General features: G+C 62.7%; 19 protein-coding genes. 7 read left to right on the plus strand and 12 right to left on the minus strand.

Annotation, left to right across the window (positions count from 1 at the left end):
- Nucleotides 1-82 precede the first annotated feature (82 nt).
- Together K3555_RS14745 and K3555_RS14750 are read left to right on the plus strand one after the other, a co-directional pair.
- Nucleotides 83-688 (plus strand): flavin reductase family protein, encoded by a 606-nt coding sequence (locus K3555_RS14745; protein WP_259986610.1) that lies wholly within the window; start codon nt 83-85, stop codon nt 686-688.
- Between the two features lie 8 nt (nt 689-696).
- Nucleotides 697-1,338 carry a CatB-related O-acetyltransferase gene (locus K3555_RS14750; protein WP_260005960.1) on the plus strand — a complete coding sequence of 214 codons (642 nt, stop codon included), beginning with the start codon at nt 697-699 and terminating at the stop codon, nt 1,336-1,338.
- A gap of 271 nt (nt 1,339-1,609) precedes the next feature.
- On the opposite strand, the gene K3555_RS14755 is transcribed toward K3555_RS14750, so the two are convergent.
- Nucleotides 1,610-3,250 carry a SulP family inorganic anion transporter gene (locus K3555_RS14755; RefSeq protein ID WP_260005963.1) on the minus strand — a complete coding sequence of 547 codons (1,641 nt, stop codon included), beginning with the start codon at nt 3,248-3,250 and terminating at the stop codon, nt 1,610-1,612.
- 237 nt (nt 3,251-3,487) lie between these two features.
- Between K3555_RS14755 and K3555_RS14760 the strand changes: the two genes are divergently transcribed.
- The 4 genes from K3555_RS14760 (at nt 3,488) to K3555_RS14775 (ending at nt 7,350) form a co-directional block, all read left to right on the plus strand.
- Nucleotides 3,488-4,132, plus strand: a complete 645-nt coding sequence (locus K3555_RS14760) for a PRC-barrel domain-containing protein (protein ID WP_260005964.1) — start codon at nt 3,488-3,490, stop codon at nt 4,130-4,132.
- A gap of 499 nt (nt 4,133-4,631) precedes the next feature.
- Nucleotides 4,632-5,495, plus strand: coding sequence for an S-methyl-5'-thioadenosine phosphorylase (locus K3555_RS14765; protein WP_260008546.1), 864 nt, complete (start codon nt 4,632-4,634; stop codon nt 5,493-5,495).
- Between the two features lie 128 nt (nt 5,496-5,623).
- A complete protein-coding gene (locus K3555_RS14770) occupies nt 5,624-6,634 on the plus strand; it encodes a DUF418 domain-containing protein (RefSeq protein ID WP_260005966.1) in 1,011 nt (336 codons plus the stop codon).
- A gap of 176 nt (nt 6,635-6,810) precedes the next feature.
- Nucleotides 6,811-7,350, plus strand: a complete 540-nt coding sequence (locus K3555_RS14775; RefSeq protein ID WP_260005968.1) for an adenine phosphoribosyltransferase — start codon at nt 6,811-6,813, stop codon at nt 7,348-7,350.
- A gap of 212 nt (nt 7,351-7,562) precedes the next feature.
- Here the strand turns inward: K3555_RS14775 and K3555_RS14780 are convergent, their stop codons facing one another.
- The 11 genes from K3555_RS14780 to coxB form a co-directional block, all read right to left on the minus strand.
- Complete coding sequence (locus K3555_RS14780; protein WP_260005970.1) at nt 7,563-8,981, minus strand: FAD-binding oxidoreductase; 1,419 nt, start codon at nt 8,979-8,981, stop codon at nt 7,563-7,565.
- A 41-nt stretch (nt 8,982-9,022) separates the two neighbouring features.
- The gene (locus K3555_RS14785) at nt 9,023-9,847 is read right to left on the minus strand and encodes an MBL fold metallo-hydrolase (protein WP_260005972.1); all 825 of its coding nucleotides are present in this window, start codon (nt 9,845-9,847) and stop codon (nt 9,023-9,025) included.
- A 280-nt stretch (nt 9,848-10,127) separates the two neighbouring features.
- Complete coding sequence (locus K3555_RS14790) at nt 10,128-10,718, minus strand: GNAT family N-acetyltransferase (RefSeq protein ID WP_260005979.1); 591 nt, start codon at nt 10,716-10,718, stop codon at nt 10,128-10,130.
- Nucleotides 10,718-11,980: a pitrilysin family protein gene (locus tag K3555_RS14795; protein ID WP_259997667.1), complete on the minus strand. Its 1,263-nt coding sequence runs from the start codon at nt 11,978-11,980 to the stop codon at nt 10,718-10,720. Before K3555_RS14795 ends, K3555_RS14790 begins: the two co-directional genes overlap by 1 nt.
- On the minus strand, nt 11,977-13,365 hold the full coding sequence (thrC, locus tag K3555_RS14800; RefSeq protein ID WP_260005980.1) for a threonine synthase: 1,389 nt from the start codon (nt 13,363-13,365) through the stop codon (nt 11,977-11,979). The genes K3555_RS14795 and thrC overlap by 4 nt, the downstream gene beginning before the upstream one ends.
- A 12-nt stretch (nt 13,366-13,377) precedes the next feature.
- Nucleotides 13,378-14,046 (minus strand): SURF1 family protein, encoded by a 669-nt coding sequence (locus K3555_RS14805; RefSeq protein WP_259986634.1) that lies wholly within the window; start codon nt 14,044-14,046, stop codon nt 13,378-13,380.
- Nucleotides 14,047-14,179: 133 nt separating this feature from the next.
- Complete coding sequence (locus K3555_RS14810) at nt 14,180-14,989, minus strand: cytochrome c oxidase subunit 3 (RefSeq protein WP_259997661.1); 810 nt, start codon at nt 14,987-14,989, stop codon at nt 14,180-14,182.
- A gap of 24 nt (nt 14,990-15,013) precedes the next feature.
- Nucleotides 15,014-15,601, minus strand: coding sequence for a cytochrome c oxidase assembly protein (locus K3555_RS14815; protein ID WP_259997659.1), 588 nt, complete (start codon nt 15,599-15,601; stop codon nt 15,014-15,016).
- A complete protein-coding gene (locus tag K3555_RS14820) occupies nt 15,601-15,765 on the minus strand; it encodes a cytochrome C oxidase assembly protein (protein ID WP_259986640.1) in 165 nt (54 codons plus the stop codon). Before K3555_RS14820 ends, K3555_RS14815 begins: the two co-directional genes overlap by 1 nt.
- 1 nt (nt 15,766) lies before the next feature.
- Nucleotides 15,767-16,708: a heme o synthase gene (cyoE, locus tag K3555_RS14825; RefSeq protein WP_260005981.1), complete on the minus strand. Its 942-nt coding sequence runs from the start codon at nt 16,706-16,708 to the stop codon at nt 15,767-15,769.
- 96 nt (nt 16,709-16,804) lie between these two features.
- Nucleotides 16,805-17,650, minus strand: a complete 846-nt coding sequence (coxB, locus tag K3555_RS14830; RefSeq protein WP_260005982.1) for a cytochrome c oxidase subunit II — start codon at nt 17,648-17,650, stop codon at nt 16,805-16,807.
- Between the two features lie 198 nt (nt 17,651-17,848).
- On the opposite strand from coxB, the gene tldD reads away from it, so the two are divergent.
- On the plus strand, nt 17,849-19,270 hold the full coding sequence (tldD, locus tag K3555_RS14835) for a metalloprotease TldD (RefSeq protein WP_260005984.1): 1,422 nt from the start codon (nt 17,849-17,851) through the stop codon (nt 19,268-19,270).
- Nucleotides 19,271-19,302 lie beyond the last annotated feature (32 nt).

Consider the following 19,302-nt stretch of genomic DNA (forward strand, 5'->3'; position numbering starts at 1 on the left):
GCAGGCTGGCATTCGGCCTAACACGGGCGTAAGCCTTGGGCAAACACCTAAGCCCCTGAAATCCCCTAAGCAGGAAGCAAGAATGTTCTACCGACCCGAGGACGGCCACGGCCTGCCCCACAACCCGTTTAATGCCATCGTCACACCGCGGCCAATCGGCTGGATCTCCTCGCGTTCCGCCGACGGGGTGAACAATCTGGCGCCTTATTCCTTTTTCAACGCAGTGGCCTACAGTCCGCCGCAGGTGATGTTTGCCTCCACCAGCAGCAAGCCCGACCAAGAGGGCACCAAGGACAGCGTTGCCAATATCGAGGAAACCGGCGTGTTCTGCGTCAATGTGGTGTCTTACGCGCTGCGGGACGCAATGAACGCCAGCTCAGCTGCGCTGCCCAAGGAGGCGGACGAATTCGCCCATGCAGGGCTTGAAGCCACAGGCTGCGAAACCATCGCCTGTTCCCGCGTCGCCAAAGCGCCGGCCGCGCTGGAATGCAGACTGACCCGGATCGTCACCCTGCCGGGCGAGGCAAACAAGGTGGTCTTCGGCGAGGTGACCGGCGTGCATCTGCGCGATGACTGCCTGCGCGACGGCACTTTTGACGTGACCGCCTTCCAGCCGCTGGCCCGCCTCGGCTACCGCGACTATTCAGTGGTGCGCGAGCTGTTCCCGCTCACCCGTCCCGACGACTGAGGCCCGCCATGCCGCTTCCCGATCCGCGCAAACGCAACCCGATCATCCTGCCCGGCGGCACCCCGCACGCGGGCACCGTGATGCTCAGCCAGGTATTGGACCACCCCAACATCAAGGCAGGCGATTACTCCTATGCCTCCGACTTCGATCCGCCGGAAAACTGGGCCCAGCACCTGGCGCCCTACCTGTTCCCCGGCGCGCGCGAGCGGCTGGTGATCGGCCGCTTCTGCCAGATCGCCCACGGCGCGCGGTTCATCACCTCCTCGGCCAATCACGCGCAGGAAGGCCTTAGCTGCTATCCCTTCCAGGTGTTCGATCCCAGCCAGATGGCCGGTTTTCAGCCCGACACCCGCGATACGGTTGTAGGCAACGATGTCTGGATCGGTTATGGCGCGCTGATCCTGCCCGGCGCCCGCATCGGCGACGGTGCCATCATCGGCGCCGGAGCAGCGGTGCGCGGCACGGTGCCGCCTTATGCCATCGTTACCGGCAATCCCGGCACCGTTCACAGCTACCGCTTTTCCAAGCCGCAGATCGCCCGCCTGCTGGCGCTCAAATGGTGGGGTTGGCCGGCAGAGCTGATCAGCCGCGCCGAACCCGCACTGCTGTCCGGCGATCTCGACATGCTGGAAACCCTCGCCCCCGACTAAGCCTGCCCCAAGTAATTGCTGGTCCGGAGCCGCCGTCGCCTGAGACCGGACAGCCGCGCGGGCGGCGCCGGGACAAGGAAAATCGCCGAGGGGCCCCGCGCCCCGCGGGGAGACGGCTATTTTCCTTGGCTCGGTGCGGACCGCGCGGCAGGCAAGGATCAGGGGATGGGGGATCCGGACCAGCGTTTGCTGGTATGGTGAGCCAGAGCCCCTTTCAAAAAAAACCCGCGGCTCGCAAAACCCGCGGGTTTCTCTTTCAAACGATCAGGCGTCAATGGCCGCCCAGAACCCCGGTTTTGACCGAGTAGTCCACCGCAATCTCATAGTCCGGATCATCATCGCTATCGACCATCAGATGCCCCGCCTTGGTCAGCAGCTGGTGGCAATCCCGGCTCAGATGCCGCAGCACCACAGATTTACCCTCGGCCTCATACTTGCCCGCCAGCGCCTCGATTGCCTGCAAGGCTGATTGGTCGACCACCCGGCTGCGGGCAAAATCCACAATCACGTGATCCGGGTCGCCTGCCACATCGAACAGCTCGATGAAGCCATCGGTGGAGCCAAAGAACAGCGGGCCTTCGATCTCATAAACCTTGGCGCCCTTGTCGCTTTCGGACTCGCGGGTATAGGCATGGATACGGCGCGCGTTGTTCCAGGCATAGGCCAGCGCCGAGACGATCACACCGACAACCACCGCAATCGCCAGGTCGGTCATCACCGTCACCACGGTCACCAGCACAATGACAAAGGCATCCATCAGCGGCACTTTGGTCATCACCTTGAAGCTGTTCCAGGCGAAGGTGCCGATCACCACCATGAACATCACACCGACAAGGGCCGCCAGCGGGATCTGCTCGATCAGCGGCGAAGCCACAACGATGAACGCCAGCAGAAACAGCGCCGCAGTAATGCCCGCAATCCGCGTCCGGCCGCCGGACTTCACGTTGATCATCGACTGGCCGATCATCGCGCAGCCGCCCATGCCGCCGAAAAAGCCGGTCACCACATTGGACGCGCCCTGCGCGATACACTCTTGGCTGGCGCCGCCGCGCTTGCCGGTGATCTCGCCCACCAGGTTCAGCGTCAGCAGGCTTTCAATCAGGCCGATCGCCGCCAGGATCACCGCATAAGGCAGGATGATCCACAGCGTCTCCAGCGTGAACGGCGCCAAAGCAGTGCCATACAGCCCCTCGCCGGTGCCAAACGGATTATGGAAGGATGGGAACCCGCCCTTGATTGAGGCCATGTCGCCAACGGTCGGCACATTGATCCCAAAGGCAATCACCAGACCTGCCACAATGCCGATCCCGGCCAGCGGTGCGGGAATGATCGCGGTGATCTTGGGCGTGCCCCAAATGATCAGCATGGTCAGCCCCACCAGCCCCAGCATCATAACCAGCTGCGCATTCCCCAGCCAGGCTTCGGTGTTCTCCGGGTCCTTGAACTGGGTCAGCTGCGCCAGGAAGATCACAATGGCCAGACCGTTCACAAAGCCCAGCATCACCGGATGCGGCACCAGGCGGATGAACTTGCCCCAATGCATCACCCCCGCGATGATCTGCAAAATCCCCATCAAGACCACAGTGGCAAACAGATACTCGACCCCGTGCTGCGCCACCAGCGCCACCATCACCACCGCCAGCGCGCCCGTCGCACCCGAGATCATTCCAGGCCGGCCGCCAAACACCGCGGTGATCAGCCCCACCATAAAGGCCGCATAAAGCCCGACCAGCGGATGCACGCCCGCGACAAAGGCAAAGGCCACTGCCTCCGGCACAAGCGCCAACGCCACGGTAAGGCCGGACAGCAATTCGGTGCGCACGCGGGCCACGGTAAAGCCCTCGTCCTGCATGATGGAGAGGTTGGGCGGGGAAATCTGCTTGGCCAGCAAAGCCATGGCTGCGCGTCTCATTGGGTGTACCTGTACTTGAAAGGGGAGTGTCCGCAGCCCGCCCCTAGCGGAAATACGCCAATGGGGCAAGGGTGCGGGGTATTCGCGGCACCGGCGCAATGCCTGGACACTGCCCTTTGCCCGGACCTGAGGCACCTCCAGCGGTTTTTCGCAGCCCTATGGGAACCGAACACCGCTGCCAGGCGTTTTTCCATCGAGTGCTCACCCACGAACCACTTAGATTAAGGAAGAATGGTCATGAAAAAGCTGCTACTTTCCACGGCGCTGGCCGCCGTGACAACTTTCCCTGCCTTCGCATCCGATACGGCCACCGAAGAGGCTGCCGAGGCAATCTCCGAACAAGGCGCAGAGATTGCTGCAGAAGCCGGGGCTGCGGCTGAAGGGGCCGCTGATACGGTTGCCGAGGAAGCGGGCGAAGTGGCCGCGGAAGCTGAAGCCGCAGCTGAAGAAGCCGCAGATGCCGCAGCCGAAGCAGAGGTTGAAGCAGAGGCTGAGGTAACCGGCACCGCAGAAACCGGGTCCGCTGAACATATGACCGACACTGAAGCCACAGCGGCCATGCAGCCCCGGGTGCCGGTAGAGCGCGACGGCTACATGACTGCGGAAGAGGCCGATCTGACCGCCGAGAAGCTGACTGGTGCAGCGGCCTATGACTCCAATGACGAGTGGATCGGCGAAGTGTCCGAACTGCTGCTGACTGATGCCGGCGAGGTCAAGGCCGCCGTTATCGACGTCGGCGGTTTCCTCGGCCTGGGCGAGAAACCGGTTGAGCTGGAACTGTCGAAGATCGACATCCTGCGTGCCGACGACGGCTCGGATCTGCGCGTCTATATCTCGATGACCGAAGACGAGCTGAAAGCCCTGCCCGACTACGAAGGCTGAGCCCGGGATATGCGAAACCGGAGAACCCGCCATATGGCGGGTTTTTCGTCTTTGCCTGCCGGACACCACCACAACCGCGCCGCGGGCCGGAGACGGCCATTTGGCTTTCCTGTGATTGAGGTTCAGCGCTGCAATGCCGCAATTAGGTCAGCTCCCCTGCCGCAATGTTTCGCGCGCGAAACATTTGGTCAAAAGGGCTGACGCTTAACTTTAGCGCTTGTTAAGATTTGGGCGTTCGCTTGGTCCCTCTTCAAGTGCTGCCTGCGCCGCAACGCTTGCCGGGATTACACGGCGCGAATAGCGCCCGCTGTTTCATCTTTGCAAAAATACTCCCGCCGGAGGCTCCCGCGCCATCGGCACACACCCGGTGCATAGGGGGTGCACAGCTGCCGCCCCCTGTTGATCACCTTGCTCTTGCCAAATCCGGCGCCGCTTGTGCATATCCAAGACAACAGCATCAGGAGGGCAGCACGTGACCGCATCAGAACCCCGTGAAACCATGATTGCCGTGATCGGCGGCTCCGGCATTTACGAGATCGACGGGCTGGAAGGCGCCGGGTGGGTCTCGGTCGAAACGCCTTGGGGGGCGCCATCGGATCAGATCCTGACCGGCTCCCTGGACGGCGTGAAAATGGCCTTCCTGCCGCGCCACGGCCGCGGCCATGTGCATTCCCCGACCGAAGTTCCCTACCGCGCCAATATCGACGCGCTGAAACGTCTGGGGGTGACGGATGTGTTCTCCGTCTCTGCCTGCGGGTCGTTCCGCGAGGAAATGGCGCCGGGCGATTTTGTTGTTGTGGATCAGTTCATTGACCGCACCTTCGCGCGCGAGAAAAGCTTTTTCGGGACCGGCTGCGTGGCCCATGTGAGCGTGGCGCATCCGACCTGCGAGCGGCTCTCGGACGCTGCCGAAGCAGCGGGCAAGGATGTAGGCATCAACATCCACCGCGGCGGCACCTACCTGTGCATGGAGGGGCCGCAGTTTTCGTCCATGGCGGAAAGCAAGATGTACCGCGAGCAATGGGGCTGCGACGTCATTGGTATGACCAACATGCCCGAGGCCAAACTCGCCCGCGAGGCAGAGCTATGCTACGCTTCCGTTGCAATGGTCACTGACTACGACAGCTGGCATCCGGAGCACGGCGCTGTGGAAATCACTGATATCATTGCAACATTGCAGGGCAACTCTGCCAATGCCCGCGAACTGGTCCACCGCCTGCCCGGTCTGCTGGGCCAGGATCGTGCGGCTTGCCGGCATGGCTGCGACAAGGCGCTGGAATATGCGATCATGACTGCACCCGAGAAACGCGATCCTGCTCTGCTGGCCAAGCTGGACGCCGTGGCGGGCCGGGTTCTGGGCTGATCCAAGGCTGCAACAGTTTTGAACTATCGGGGCGGTCTTTGCAGGGCCGCCTCTTTTCTTTGCCGGGCTGCGTGCCTTTATCGTGCAGCAGACCTTGCTTCGACGTTGCTGATTTCAGGATCTCTTTCATGCGCCTTCACGGATTGGACATCGCCCGCTTCCTTGCCTTTTGCGGCATGGTTCTGGTTAATTTCCGCATTGCAGCGCAGGTGGCGCCGGGAACCGATGCAATCTCTCTGTTCACCAACAGCCTGGAGGGCCGCGCAGCCGCGCTGTTTGTGATGCTGGCGGGGATCGGGGTATCGCTGGGCAAGCCGGACCGGGCAACGATGTTCCGGCGCGCTGTGTTCCTGTTTGTGATCGGCCTTTTGAACCTGACCATATTCGACGCCGACATCCTGCACTTCTATGCGCTGTATTTCCTGGTGGCGCTGCCGTTCCTGACCGCCTCCAGCCGGACGCTGCTTTGGGCCGCTGCGGGCACGCTGGCAATCGGGCTGGCAGGGCTGCTGGTGCTGGATTACGAGGCGCATTGGAACTGGGACACATTGACCTACGCGGAATTCTGGACGCTGGAAGGCTTTCTGCGCCATTCCTTCTTCAACGGCTGGCATCCGGTATTTCCTTGGGCCGCTTTCCTGTTTCTGGGCATGTGGATCGGCCGCCTGGATCTGGCCAGCCGCCGGGTGCAGGCCCGCATGGTCCTCTGGGGTGTGGCAGCGGCAGTGCTGGGCGCCCTGCCCGGGATACTGCTGCAGGATCCGGAGCTGGCCGAACTCTTCGGCACCAGTGCCATTCCCCCTGGCCCGTTCTACATTATCGCAGCCTCCGGCACCGCGGTGGCCGTGACCGGGCTGATGCTGGCGATCGGCCCGGCGCTGGACAAGGCTGGGCTGGGGGAATGGCTGGCAGCACCAGGGCGGCAAGCGCTGAGCCTCTATGCGGCGCATATCCTGTTGGGCATGGGCACATTGGAAGCCATGGGCCAGCTGGACGGTTCGCTCGGCACCTCCCGGATCTTCGGCTACTCGCTTGGCTTCTGCGCCCTGTCGATGGTGCTGGTCTGGGTTTGGAACATCTTTGCGAGAAACGGACCGCTGGAAGCGCTGATGCGCTGGAGCACCCGTTTCCCCCGGTGACCTCTCCCAGCGCCGCAGTCCCCGCCCGCGGCCCGTGCCAGCAGGCCTCCTGCGGCAGCCCCGAAGCGTATGCTCACGCTTCCCCCTTGCATGACAGCGCTGCATCGGCCAAACCGCCCATGGCCTGGTAACACTGCCGGGCTGCTGTCTCAGTTGCGCCAAGGGGAACCAAGCCGATGCCCAAGAAGCTCGCCGTCCAGGATTACATCCGCACCATCGTTGATTTCCCGCATGAAGGGATCCTGTTCCGCGATGTAACCACGCTGTTTGCCGATCCGCGCGGGTTCCGCATGGCGATCGACCAGATGCTGCATCCCTATGCGGGTGAGCGGATCGACAAAGTGGTCGGGCTTGAAGCACGCGGCTTTATCCTGGGCGGCGCCATTGCGCATCAGCTGAGCGTCGGCTTTGTGCCGGTCCGCAAGAAAGGCAAGCTGCCCGGCACCACCATCAGCGAAGAGTACAAGCTGGAATACGGCGAGGCGATTGTCGAGATCCACGACGACGCCATCAAGCCGGGCGAGAAGATTCTGGTGGTTGATGACCTCTTGGCCACCGGCGGCACTGCGGGCGCGGGCATCAAGCTGATCGAGCGGCTGGGCGGCGAGATTGTCTCTTGCTCCTTCATCGTGGATCTGCCGGAACTGGGTGGCCGCAAGCTGTTGGAGAGTATGGGCATGGATGTTCATGTACTGTGCGAATTCGACGGCCTCTGAGCACTGTAAGGACAACGTCCGGGCCGGGGGCTCCCGCCGGTCAAACGCCATTCTTGCGAACGGCTCTTCCCGTTGGGCATAGCCCTTTCCGGCCCTGAAGGGCCTGAAAGGGCACGCCGCGCGGATGCGCGGCGCCGGGCCCAAAGCCGCCAGGCGGTCCGGCGCAGCCGGGCTGCTGCGGCTGCGGGAGATCTTGGGAATGCCCGGGCAGGTCAGCCGGCCTTCAGCACCGCGCCAGGGTTCATGATGCCGTTCGGGTCAAGCGCCTGTTTGATTGCCCGCATGGCCGCCAGCTTGGCCGGATCGCCATAGCGTTCCAGGTCGCCCGTTTTCATCCGCCCGACCCCGTGCTCAGCACTGAAAGAGCCGCCAAAGGCATGAACCAGATCATGCACCGCGGTTTTCACTGCTTCACGCATGTGCCTGAACTGGTCGCGGGACCGCCCCTTTGGCGGGAACACATTGTAATGCAGGTTGCCGTCCCCCAGATGGCCAAAGCAGTTGATGCGGAAATCACCAAGACCTGCGACCACCTCTCTGCCCCGTTCGATGAAGGCGGGAATATCCGAGATCGGCACCGAGATGTCGTGGCTGGAAACCGACCCGATTGCCTTGTTGGCCAGCGGAATATTCTCGCGCACTGCCCACAGCGCCTGCCGCTGAGACCCGGACTGGGCAATCACCCCATCCATAACCAACCCTGCCGCCTCTGCGGCTTCGAACAACTCTGCCAGGGTGTCCTCAGCAACCACGCCCTGCGGCAAGCCCAATTCGATCAGCACGCACCACTCGGGTGCCTCGTCAAACGGCTGGCGGATCTCCGGCAGAGCCTCCGCCAGAAACGCCAGACCCTGCCAGTGGATCAGTTCAAAAGCACTGACGGTTTCGCCGGCGTGATCGCGGGCCAGAGCCAGCAGCGCAATGGCAGCAGCAGGGTCCTTCACAGTGAACAGCGCGGTTCCCTGCGTGACAGGGATCGGCGACAGCTTCAGCGCGGCGGCAGTGATCACCCCCAGCGTGCCCTCAGCTCCGATCAGCAGGTTTTTCAGGTCATAACCGGTGTTGTCTTTGCGCAAACGCGACAGCCCGTGCCAGATGTCTCCCGAGGGCAGCACCGCTTCCAACCCCAGGCAGAGGTCGCGTGCATTGCCATAGCGCAGCACGTTGACGCCGCCGGCATTGGTCGAAAGGTTGCCGCCGATCCTGGCTGATCCCTCTGCCGCCAGCGACAGGGGAAACAGCCGCCCCGCCCCTTCCGCCGCTGCCTGGACATCCGCCAGAATGGCCCCTGCTTCGGCAATCAGGACATTTTCCTGCGGGTGGACCGACCGGATTGCTTTCATCCGTTCCAGCGACAGCACCAGCGGCGCCGGGCCGTCCGGCATCACCTGGCCGCCGACCAGGCTGGTGCCGCCGCCATAGGGCACAACCGGCACCCGGGCGGCATTGGCCTCGCGGATCAGCCGTGAGACCTGCTCCACCGTCTGCGGCAAGGCCAGCACCCCTGCCTGCCCCTGATAGCGGCCGCGCGGCTCCTCCAGATATCGCGGCTCTGGCGGCCGCAGCACGCCTTCCGGCAGCAGGTTCAAGAGATGGTTGGCAAAGGCAGTATCTGCGGGGTTCAGCATCATGCCTTATCCATGCCGGAAGCGGCACCGGCTGGCAAGGCAGGTCACTCTTCTTCAGCCAGGTACTTCGGCTGCAGCACATGGATCGTCGGGCGGCCGGGCAGGCTGCGCAGGGAGACCGTAAGGGCGCTATTGCTTTCATTCACGACATCAAACTCAGGGCCGATCCGGGCCAGGAAGCGCTGCAGCGATGCGTCGCTGAACCAATGCATCGGGATAATGACCGAGGAACGCAACCGTCCCAGTACCTCCAGCATCTGATCCAGCGGCAGGGTTATGCCGCCATCCACTGCCGCCATCACCACATCCAGCCGCCCCAGCGCCGCATATTGTTCCGGGGTCGGCACGTGGTGAAGATGGCCCAGATGGCCGATGCAGAGGCCAGCCGCCTCAAAAACGAAGATCGAATTGCCCCGCTTCTCGACTCCGCCGAACATGTTGCGGATGTCAGTGGAGACGTTGCGGATCAGCATTTCTCCCAGATCAAGGTGATGCTCGGCACCTGCCCCGGACGCCGCCCAGCCCTCCAGCACATGGGGAATGGCTGGGTCGGGATGCGCCGTCCAATGGGTTTCGTGGGCGTGGTTCATAGTGACCACATCCGGGATCAGCGGCGCAGCGCCGGTGAAGCCGGTGAAATCGGTGACCACATTCAGCCCGCCTTCGGTGCGCAGCAGGAAGGAAGCATGCGCGATATAGCGGATCTGCACGCTGTCCCGGGCAACAGGATCCTGCCAGCCGGCTTGGTGCAGATACTCCAGGCCAGGGGTTGCCCCGGCCAGCGCGATACAATGGCTGGCCCGCCGCTCCTGGGCCTGGAGGGCAGTGGCACAGAGGATCAGCCAAAGGAGACAGCAAAAGCCGCGCATGAAGCAGGTTCTAGGGCGCAAACCGCAGTTGTCAGCCCCAGGGGCGGAAAATTGCGCCGGGCGCGCTCCCGCCTGTTCCAGCAGAATTGAAAATTCTGCCTCTCAGTTGGGCGTGGCGCCGGGCCTGCGGCCCGGCGCGGCCACGGCAGGCCGCAGAACTCTTTCCGGCCGCAAGGCCGGGTAGCGCCGCACCTGCGGTGCGGCGCTACCCCCAACGGAAGCGGTGCATTTCAATGCACCAGCGACGGGCGGGAGGTCCCTGCTGCCTGTGCGCCTGCGGTCATGCCTGGCCCGTCAGGGTTTTGCCGCGCCGGTCGTGCCGCAGCGAAGCGTACAGAACATGGGTCCGCCACCGGCCGTTGATCTGCAAATAGGACTGGGCGACGCCTTCGTATTTGAAGCCGGATTTCTCCAGCAGCCCGCGGGAAGCCTGGTTTTCCGGCAAGCATGCAGCCTCAATCCGGCTGAGATCCAGTTTGCTGAAGGCGTGATGCACCACCGCGCCGATCGCCTCGCGCATGTAGCCGTGGCGGGCAAAGGGCAGCCCGGTCCAGTACCCCAGTGTTCCCGCCTGGGCCGGCCCGCGGCGGATATTGTCCAGCGTGATCGCGCCCATCAGCATATTGTCGGACCGCCGGATCAGGAACAGCGGCAGCGCCGTGCCCCCAGCCACCGAGCGGCGGGCCCAATAGACCCGGTTGGTGAACGACTTGCGGCTGAGGTGGTCCGCCGCCCAGCTCGGCTCCCACGGCGTAAGGTACGGCTGGCTCTGCAGCCGCAGCGCCGCCCAGCCGTGAAAATCCGCATGCACCGGCGGCCTGAGGGTCAGGCGCTCGGTTTCAATGCGGACCTTGCGGCGGTTCAGCAGCATCAGGCGGCGCGCCTCTCCTGCAGCCTCTCCAGCGCCGGGGCGTCTGCAACCGGGCCATAAAGCGCAAGAGCTGCCGGTGCGGAAACCGCCATCTCCTCGGCCATGCTGCGCACATCCTTGGTGGTGACAGCCTCAATCCGCTCAACCGTGTGCTCCAGCGACGGAACCTTGCCCCAGATCTGCACCAGGCGGGCCAGACGTTCCGCCCGGTTCGACGGGCTTTCCAGCCCCATCAGCATCCCGGCCTTCATCTGGGCGCGGGCGCGCTCTACCTCGGCCTCGGACATGTCGTCGGCGGCGCGTTTCATCTCGTCGATGGTGATCCCTGCCAGCTCCTCCAGCTGCTCGCCAGAGGTGCCGGCGTAAACCGTCATTGCGCCGGTATCGGCATAAGACCCGGCCTGCGCAAAGATCGTGTAGCACAGACCGCGCTTTTCGCGCACCTCCTGGAACAGCCGCGAGGACATGCCGCCGCCAAGCGCGCTGGCGTAGATCTGCGAGGTATACATCGACTGGTCGCGATAGCTGGGGCCTTCAAACGCCAGCGCGAAATGCGCCTGCTCCAGATCCTTGACCTGCCGCGCCTCGCCGCCGGTGAACCGCGCGCCTTCAGCGGTGAAGTCGGGCTTGGCTTCCATGTGGCCGAACAGCCGCTCAGCCAGTTTCACCAGCATTTCGTGATCGACGCCGCCAGCTGCCGCCAGGATCATCTGGCCGGGGCCGTAATGTTCAGCCACGAAACTCTGCAGATCTTCGCGGTTGAAGCTGCTGACACGCTCTGCCGGGCCCAGGATGGTGCGGCCCAAGGGCTGGCCGCGGTAGCTTTCTTCCTGCAACCAGTCAAAGATCACATCGTCCGGCGTGTCCAGCGACTGGCCGATTTCCTGCAGGATCACCCCGCGCTCGATCTCGATCTCGCGGGCATCAAACACCGGGTTCAGCAGGATGTCCCCGATCACATCCACGGCCAGCGGCACGTCCCCCTTAAGCACGCGGGCGTAATACGCCGTCACCTCGCGCGAGGTGTAGGCATTGATATAGCCGCCCACATCCTCGATCTCCTCGGCGATTTGCAGGGCCGAGCGGGTCTTGGTGCCCTTAAAGGCCATATGCTCCAGGAAATGGGCGATGCCGTTCTGCTCAAGCCGCTCGTGGCGGCCGCCGGCGTTGACCCAGATCCCGACCGCCGCGGATTCCAGTCCTGGCATATGCTCGGAGACGATGCGGAACCCGTTGGCGAGTGTGTGCTGCTGAACTGTCAATTCGCGATATTCTTTCTGATGTGATCCTCAAGGGCGGCCAGATCGTTGGCGATCCGGGTCACCCGTTCCGGCCTGTCATACAGGTCGCCCATGCGCGGGGGAAGAGGCGGATGGATACCGCTGGCATCTTCGACCGCTGCCGGGAATTTCGCCGGGTGCGCAGTGGCCAGCGTGATCATCGGCACGTCGGCCTGGCGGTGCTCATTTGCGACCTTCACCCCGACGGCGCCGTGCGGGCACAGCAGTTCGCCTGACGCGGCCAGCTCGGACTTGATGGTCGCCAGGGTCTCCTCCTCGGAGGTGCGGCCCGAGACGTAGGTCTCGCTCAGCGCCTGCATCGCACCTTGGGAGACGTCAAAGCCGCCGCTCTTCAGCTCATCCATCAACAGCGCTACGGCCTTGCTGTCCTGGCCGTAGGCGTAGAACAACGCGCGCTCGAAGTTGGACGACACCTGGATGTCCATCGAGGGTGAGATCGAGGGCGCGGTATCGCCCTTGTAGTAGCCCTGCCCCGACAGGCAGCGGTGCAGGATGTCGTTCTGGTTGGTGGCAACCACCAGCTGGTCGATCGGCAGGCCCATCTGCTTGGCGATAAAGCCTGCAAAGATGTCGCCGAAGTTGCCGGTCGGCACGGTAAAGCTCACCTTGCGCTGCGGCGCGCCAAGGCTGACGGCGGCTGAGAAGTAATAGACCACCTGCGCCAGAACGCGCGCGATGTTGATCGAATTGACGCCCGCCAGTTTCACGCCGTCGCGGAAGCCGAAGTCGTTGAACATGTCCTTTACGCGGGCCTGGCAATCGTCAAAATCGCCATCGACAGCCAGCGCGTGAACGTTGGCATCCGCCGGCGTGGTCATCTGGCGGCGCTGCACCTCGGACACGCGGCCATGCGGATAGAGGATGAACACATCGACGTTGCTGAGACCGCGGAACGCCTCCATCGCCGCCGAGCCGGTATCGCCCGAAGTGGCGCCTGCAATGGTCACCCGGTCGCCGCGGCGTTCCAGTGCCGACTGGAACAGCTGGCCGATCAGCTGCATCGCAAAGTCCTTGAACGCCAGCGTCGGGCCGTGGAACAGCTCCAGCAGGAAATGGTTCGGTGCCAGCTGCTTCAGCGGCGCGCGGGCGGCATGGCCGAAGCCCTGATAGGCACGGGCGATGATGGCGCGGAATTCCTCGTCGGTGAAACAGTCCCCCAGGAAAGGCCGCATCACGCGGAAGGCGGTTTCCTCGTAGGAGAGACCGGCCAGTGCGGCGATGTCATCCTGGGACATCTGCGGGATTTCGGCCGGCACATAGAGACCGCCGTCGCGGGCAAGCCCGGTCAGCATCGCGTCTTCAAAGGTCAGCTCGGGCGCTTGGCCCCGGGTCGAGATATATTTCATCGCCTTGGCTCTCTAGGAATTGGCGCGGTTGCGCCTCAGGAAGTAGACAGTCATCGCAGCCCAGATGAAGGCCAGCGAAAACCAGGTGATCGCATATTGCAAGTGGTTGTTTGGGATGGTGCTGGTGCTGATCCCCATCGGCCGGACATTTTCCCCGAGAGGCTCGCGTGAGATCACCAGGACCGGCTCTGTTTTCAGGGTGGCCGCCATCTCGGCCAGATCGCGCGCGTACCAGAAATTGTTGGCCGGGTCATTCTGCGGGGTAAAACTGTCGCGCTCAACCGGCCAATGCAGGTTGCCGGCGGCATAGACCGGGCCGGTGCTGCGCTTGGCGTTCTTTGCTGCCTCGGGCACGAAACCGCGTTCCAGCAGGATACGGCGGCCTGTCTTGTCTTCCGTCAGGGCCTGAATGATCCGGAAGCCGGTACCGGTTTCCTTGGAGCTGACCAAAACGTGCAGCTCCGCACCCGAGATTGTCCCGAACAGATCCACGGCTTGGTACTTGTGCTCTGCCGCGTTGGGGGAGGCTGGCAAGGGTTCAGGCAATCCGGCCAGCCGGAAGATTATATCCTCAATGACCTGCTCTTTCCACGCCAGCCGCTGCAGCTGCCAGGTGCCAAGGCCCAGCAGGATCGCGATCCCCAGACCGCTGACCACCACCAAAAAACCGACATGCCGCATCCGGGCCGCTCCGCTTCAACAGTAAAGGCGCGCAGAGCGTGATGCCCTGCGCGCCTTGCTCATTAAGGTCTGTCTGCGGCTTTTGGAACCGCAAACATGTAACCGTTACAAACCGCCCGTTACAGGCCGCCGATTAGAGGCCGGAAGTGCCCCAGATGTAGACAGCGACAAACAGGAACAGCCAGACGACGTCCACAAAGTGCCAGTACCAGGCAGCGGCCTCGAAGCCGACGTGCTGTTCAGGGGTGAAGTCGCCCTTCATCGCGCGGATCAGGCAGACGGTCAGGAAGATGGTGCCGATCACAACGTGGAAGCCGTGAAAGCCGGTTGCCATGAAGAAGTTCGAGTAGAACTCATCGCCGCCGAACTGCCAGCCTTCGTGCAGCAGGTGGTAGTATTCGTAGCCCTGCAGCGCGGTGAAGAGGATGCCGAAGGCGATGCCGATGGCCAGGCCCTGCACCAGTGCCTTGCGGTCGTTGTTGTGCACCAGCGCATGGTGCGCCCAGGTCACGGCGCAGCCCGACAGCAGCAGCAGCAGCGTGTTGATCAGCGGCAGGTGGAACGGGTCGACGGCAACGATTTCCGGCTTCAGGTACTCGGTGCCGATATAGGTCTCCATCGGGTAGATGGCATGTTTGAAGAATGACCAGAACCAAGCGAAGAAGAACATCACCTCGGACATCACAAACAGGATGAAGCCATAACGCAAGCCGATCCGCACCACAGTGGTGTGATCGCCGGCCTTGCTTTCGGCGACAACTTCGGACCACCAGGCGAAGGCCGAGTAGAGAACTGCAACCAGGCCGATCCAGAATGCCCAGGCAGTGATGCCCTTCATCCAGAAGACCGCGCCGACCAGCATGACAAAAGTGCCCAGCGATGCGGCCAGCGGCCAGATCGACGGCGGCAGAATATGATAATCGTGATTTTTAGCGTGCGCCATTCAAGTGTCCCTCACCAAAGCGGCCTAATTCGTGGTTGCCCCTGCCCCGGTGTTATTCCCGGTGTCGAGAGCGGCAAAGCCCTCGGGCAGATCGATTTCATGAAACGTGTACGAAAGCGTGATCGTATGCACGTATTTTGCGTCCCGGTCGTCAAGGATTTCGGGATCGACAAAGAAGGTCACGGGCATCTGCACCCGTTCCCCCGGCTGAAGCACCTGCTCGGTAAAGCAGAAGCAGTCTATTTTTTCAAAGAACCCGCCGGCCTGATAGGGCGTCACATTGTAGGACGCCTGCCCTGCCACGGGGCGGTCGGTCGGGTTGTAGGCCTCGTAAAAGGCCAGTCCGGTTTCCCCCAGCTTGATCTCCATCTCGCGCTGGGACGGTTTGAACTCCCACGGCATGCCGCGCTGTTTTGAGCCGTCAAAGCGCACTGTGATGGTCTGATCCACAATCGTGTCCGAACCGGTGCTGGCAACGCCGGTAACGCCGCCAAAGCCGGTGACCCGGCAGAACCAGTCATAAAACGGGACCGAGGCCCAGGACAGGCCGCTCATCAGGACGACAACGCCCACCAGCTGGACAACAGTTTTCTGCGGCCCCTGCAACGCCATCAGTTCTGCTCTCCCTGGGCGTCCGGGAATTTGAAAGTGGCCGAGGTCACCTTGGCCATGGTCAGCGCCATCACCAGCACCACAAAGGCGCCCAGCAGGATGCCAACACCCTTATTGAGGCCGGAGCGGCGTTTGTGGATCTCATGCTGTTTTCGCAATGCCATCTTACCAGCCTCCCAGGCCGTAGGGCTTCAGCAATGCTTCTGCCAGGATCGCACCGAAATGCAGGAACAAGTAGAGCAGCGACAGTTTGAAGAAGCTGCGCTCCACCTTGAAGTTATCGTTCTCGGAATCGTCCTCATCGCGGCGGGTGATCTTCCAGGCGCCGTGCAGGAACAGCGCGTTCATGACCAGCGCTGCGGCCAGATACAGCGGGCCGCCGATGCCGGAGAACGCGGTGCCAATGGCCAGCACCGCCAGCAGGACTGTGTATACCAGAATATGGATACGGGTGGCGCGGCGGCCGTGGGTCACGGTCAGCATCGGCACGCCGGCGTCGTCATAGTCCGAGCGCATGAACAGCGCCAGCGCCCAGAAATGCGGCGGCGTCCACATGAAGGTGAGCAGGAACATCAGCCAGGGCTCAACCGACATGGTGCCAGTGGCGGCAATCCAGCCGATCACCGGCGGGAAGGCCCCCGCAGCACCGCCGATCACAATGTTCTGCGGTGTCGCGCGTTTCAGCCACATGGTGTAGACCACCACATAAAAGAAAATGGTGAAAGCCAGGAAGGCGCCGGCAAAAACATTCGCCGCCAGCGCCAGCATGATCACCGACAGGCCCGACAGCGCCAGACCCAGCGCCAAAGCCTCGCCCGCCTCCACCTTGCCGGACGGAATCGGGCGGGTCCTGGTGCGCTTCATCACCTTGTCGATGTCAGCGTCCCACCACATGTTGAGCGCACCGGACGCACCGCCGCCAATGGCGATGAACAGGATGGCGCAGAAGCCGATAACCGGATGCACGGAGACAGGCGCGGCCAGCAGCCCGACCAAAGCGGTGAACACCACCAGCGACATGACACGGGGCTTCAGCAGGGCGAAGTAATCGCCGAAACTGGCTTCGTCTTCATATACACGGCTTGCGTTGATGCTTGCGTCGCTCATCTTGGGTCCTTTGGCGGCAATAGGTGCGCATTGCTGCGCACCCTGATCTTTTGACTATACCACACGAAGCGCTCTCAAGCTCCGTATGGCCAGGTCTCAGTTGGAGGCGACCTGATAGGCCTGCGGCAGGCCCGCGTATTCTTCCTTGGCGCCTTCCAGCCAGGCGTCATATTCCGCCTGAGTCACAACCTTGACGGTGATCGGCATATAGGCGTGGTCCTTGCCGCACAGCTCGGAGCACTGACCGAAATAGATGCCTTCCTTGCCTTTATCGACGTTGAACCACAGTTCTGCCAGACGGCCAGGAACAGCGTCCTGTTTCACGCCGAATGCGGGAATGGTCCAGGAGTGGATCACGTCAGCCGCAGTCACCTGCATCACAACGGTTTTGCCCGACGGCACCACAACAGCCGTGTCGGTGGCCAGCAGCCACTCGTCCTCGGCATAGCCGTTTGCAGCCAGCTGGTCCTTGGGCAGCAGGAAGCTCTCAAAGCCGAATTCGTGGTCGGTGTATTCATAGCCCCAGTACCACTGGTAACCCGTCACCTTGATGGTGATGTCGGCCTTGGGGATTTCCTGCTGGGCAAACAGCTGCGGCAGCGAGAAGGAACCGATGAACACCAGCACCAGGATCGGGATAATGGTCCAGGCGATTTCAACCGGGGTGTGGTGGGTGAACTTGGCCGGCGTCGGGTTGGCGCGCTTGTTAAAGCGGACAATGGCGTACAGCATCAGGCCGGCAACAAAAACACAGATCACGGTAATGATCACCAGGATCATGTAATCCAGTTTCTGCAAGCCATCCGCCAGCGAGGTCGCCGCCGGCTGGAAGTTCAGGCCGCCGTCAACCGGCTTGCCAATGGTTTTCAGACCTTCTTGCGCCATTGCCGGAAGGCTTGAAAGGCCGGCGAAAAGGCCCGAAAGCATCAAAGCGTTTTTCATGTTCTGTCCTGATCGGTTGATCGCATTGTTCCTGCGGCAGCACGAAATGCGGGGGGAATCATTGATTCCCACAAAACGCACCTGCCCCGTTGTCTTTGACGCTGGTTAAAATCATATTCGGGGACACAGATAAAGAGGCAGCCAAGCGTCAAACCGTCGCTTTCTTGATTTAGATCAAAAAAATCCGAGGACCGTGCCATGGAAAACCCAGCCTTCCGTCCCTTTGAAACCGCGCTCCCCGAGGATGAGGCCCTCGCCAGCTTGCGCGATGCGCTGAATGGTGCAGAGGATGGCGAGATCTTTGCAGAGCGCCGCAAATCCGAAGCGCTGTCCTTTGATGACGGGCGGCTGCGCAGCGCCAGTTATGATGCCTCCGAAGGCTTTGGCCTGCGGGCTGTGAACGGCGATGTGGCAGGATATGCGCATTCTACCGATGTCTCCATTGCGTCACTGAAGCGGGCGGCAGAGACCGCCAAGCTGGCAGTGGGAACCGGCGGCGGCACCTATTCGGATGCGCCGCAGGCGACCAATGCCAAGCTGTACACCGATGCCGACCCGATCAGCGCCATGCCGTTCCCGGTGAAGGTAGAAACCCTGCGTGAGGTTGACGCCTATGCGCGCGGCTTGGACCAGCGCGTGGTGCAAGTGTCTGCATCGTTGGCCGCCTCGCTGCAGGAAGTGGAGATCCTGCGCGCTGACGGAACGCGTGTGCGCGACATCCGCCCGATGGCGCGGTTCAACGTGTCGGTGATCGTGGAAAAGGACGGCCGCCGCGAAGGCGGCTCGGCCGGCGGCGGCGGGCGGCTGGGGCTGGACGGGCTGGTCGACCCTGAACATTGGCAGGCCCAGGTGCAGGAGGCTTTGCGGATTGCGCTGGTGAACCTGGATGCGGTGCCAGCGCCCGCCGGAGAAATGGATGTGGTGCTTGGCCCCGGCTGGCCCGGCATCCTGCTGCACGAGGCGATCGGCCACGGGCTGGAGGGCGATTTCAATCGCAAAGGCTCCTCGGCGTTTGCCGGGCTGATGGGCCAGCAGATCGCCGCCAAGGGCGTTACAGTACTCGACGATGGCACCATTCCCGACCGGCGCGGATCCATCACCGTGGATGACGAAGGCACCCCCAGCCAGAAAACCACTCTGATCGAGGACGGCGTGCTGGTCGGTTTCATGCAGGACCGCCAGAACGCACGGCTGATGGGGGTTTCCCCCACCGGCAACGGGCGGCGTCAAAGCTACGCCCACGCGCCGATGCCGCGGATGACCAATACCTATATGCTGGGCGGCAAGGCCGATCCCGGTGATCTGGTCGCAGGCATCAAGGACGGCATCTGGGCCGTGGGATTCGGCGGCGGCCAGGTGGACATCACCAATGGCAAGTTCGTGTTCTCCTGCACCGAGGCTTACAGGGTGAAAGACGGCAAGGTCGGCGCACCGGTTAAGGGCGCCACGCTGATCGGCGACGGCGCCACCGCGCTGAAACAGATTCGCGGGCTTGGCAACGACATGGCGCTGGACCCCGGCATGGGCAATTGCGGCAAGGCGGGCCAATGGGTGCCGGTTGGCGTCGGCCAGCCCTCGGTGCTGATGGGCGGCCTGACGGTGGGCGGGTCAGCGGCCTGAGGCAGCGCAAATTCACGGTAAAACCATGTTTT

Source organism: Leisingera sp. M527 (assembly GCF_025141525.1).
Classification (GTDB): Bacteria; Pseudomonadota; Alphaproteobacteria; order Rhodobacterales; family Rhodobacteraceae; genus Leisingera.

Bases quoted from the DNA above. Each gene is read 5' to 3' on its own strand.
- K3555_RS14745 (WP_259986610.1), top strand. From the start codon at position 83: ATGTTCTACCGACCCGAGGACGGCCACGGCCTGCCCCACAACCCGTTT.
- K3555_RS14750 (WP_260005960.1), top strand. From the start codon at position 697: ATGCCGCTTCCCGATCCGCGCAAACGCAACCCGATCATCCTGCCCGGC.
- K3555_RS14755 (WP_260005963.1), bottom strand. From the start codon at position 3,250: ATGAGACGCGCAGCCATGGCTTTGCTGGCCAAGCAGATTTCCCCGCCC.
- K3555_RS14760 (WP_260005964.1), top strand. From the start codon at position 3,488: ATGAAAAAGCTGCTACTTTCCACGGCGCTGGCCGCCGTGACAACTTTC.
- K3555_RS14765 (WP_260008546.1), top strand. From the start codon at position 4,632: ATGATTGCCGTGATCGGCGGCTCCGGCATTTACGAGATCGACGGGCTG.
- K3555_RS14770 (WP_260005966.1), top strand. From the start codon at position 5,624: ATGCGCCTTCACGGATTGGACATCGCCCGCTTCCTTGCCTTTTGCGGC.
- K3555_RS14775 (WP_260005968.1), top strand. From the start codon at position 6,811: ATGCCCAAGAAGCTCGCCGTCCAGGATTACATCCGCACCATCGTTGAT.
- K3555_RS14780 (WP_260005970.1), bottom strand. From the start codon at position 8,981: ATGATGCTGAACCCCGCAGATACTGCCTTTGCCAACCATCTCTTGAAC.
- K3555_RS14785 (WP_260005972.1), bottom strand. From the start codon at position 9,847: ATGCGCGGCTTTTGCTGTCTCCTTTGGCTGATCCTCTGTGCCACTGCC.
- K3555_RS14790 (WP_260005979.1), bottom strand. From the start codon at position 10,718: ATGCTGCTGAACCGCCGCAAGGTCCGCATTGAAACCGAGCGCCTGACC.
- thrC (WP_260005980.1), bottom strand. From the start codon at position 13,365: ATGAAATATATCTCGACCCGGGGCCAAGCGCCCGAGCTGACCTTTGAA.
- K3555_RS14805 (WP_259986634.1), bottom strand. From the start codon at position 14,046: ATGCGGCATGTCGGTTTTTTGGTGGTGGTCAGCGGTCTGGGGATCGCG.
- K3555_RS14810 (WP_259997661.1), bottom strand. From the start codon at position 14,989: ATGGCGCACGCTAAAAATCACGATTATCATATTCTGCCGCCGTCGATC.
- K3555_RS14815 (WP_259997659.1), bottom strand. From the start codon at position 15,601: ATGGCGTTGCAGGGGCCGCAGAAAACTGTTGTCCAGCTGGTGGGCGTT.
- K3555_RS14820 (WP_259986640.1), bottom strand. From the start codon at position 15,765: ATGGCATTGCGAAAACAGCATGAGATCCACAAACGCCGCTCCGGCCTC.
- cyoE (WP_260005981.1), bottom strand. From the start codon at position 16,708: ATGAGCGACGCAAGCATCAACGCAAGCCGTGTATATGAAGACGAAGCC.
- coxB (WP_260005982.1), bottom strand. From the start codon at position 17,650: ATGAAAAACGCTTTGATGCTTTCGGGCCTTTTCGCCGGCCTTTCAAGC.
- tldD (WP_260005984.1), top strand. From the start codon at position 17,849: ATGGAAAACCCAGCCTTCCGTCCCTTTGAAACCGCGCTCCCCGAGGAT.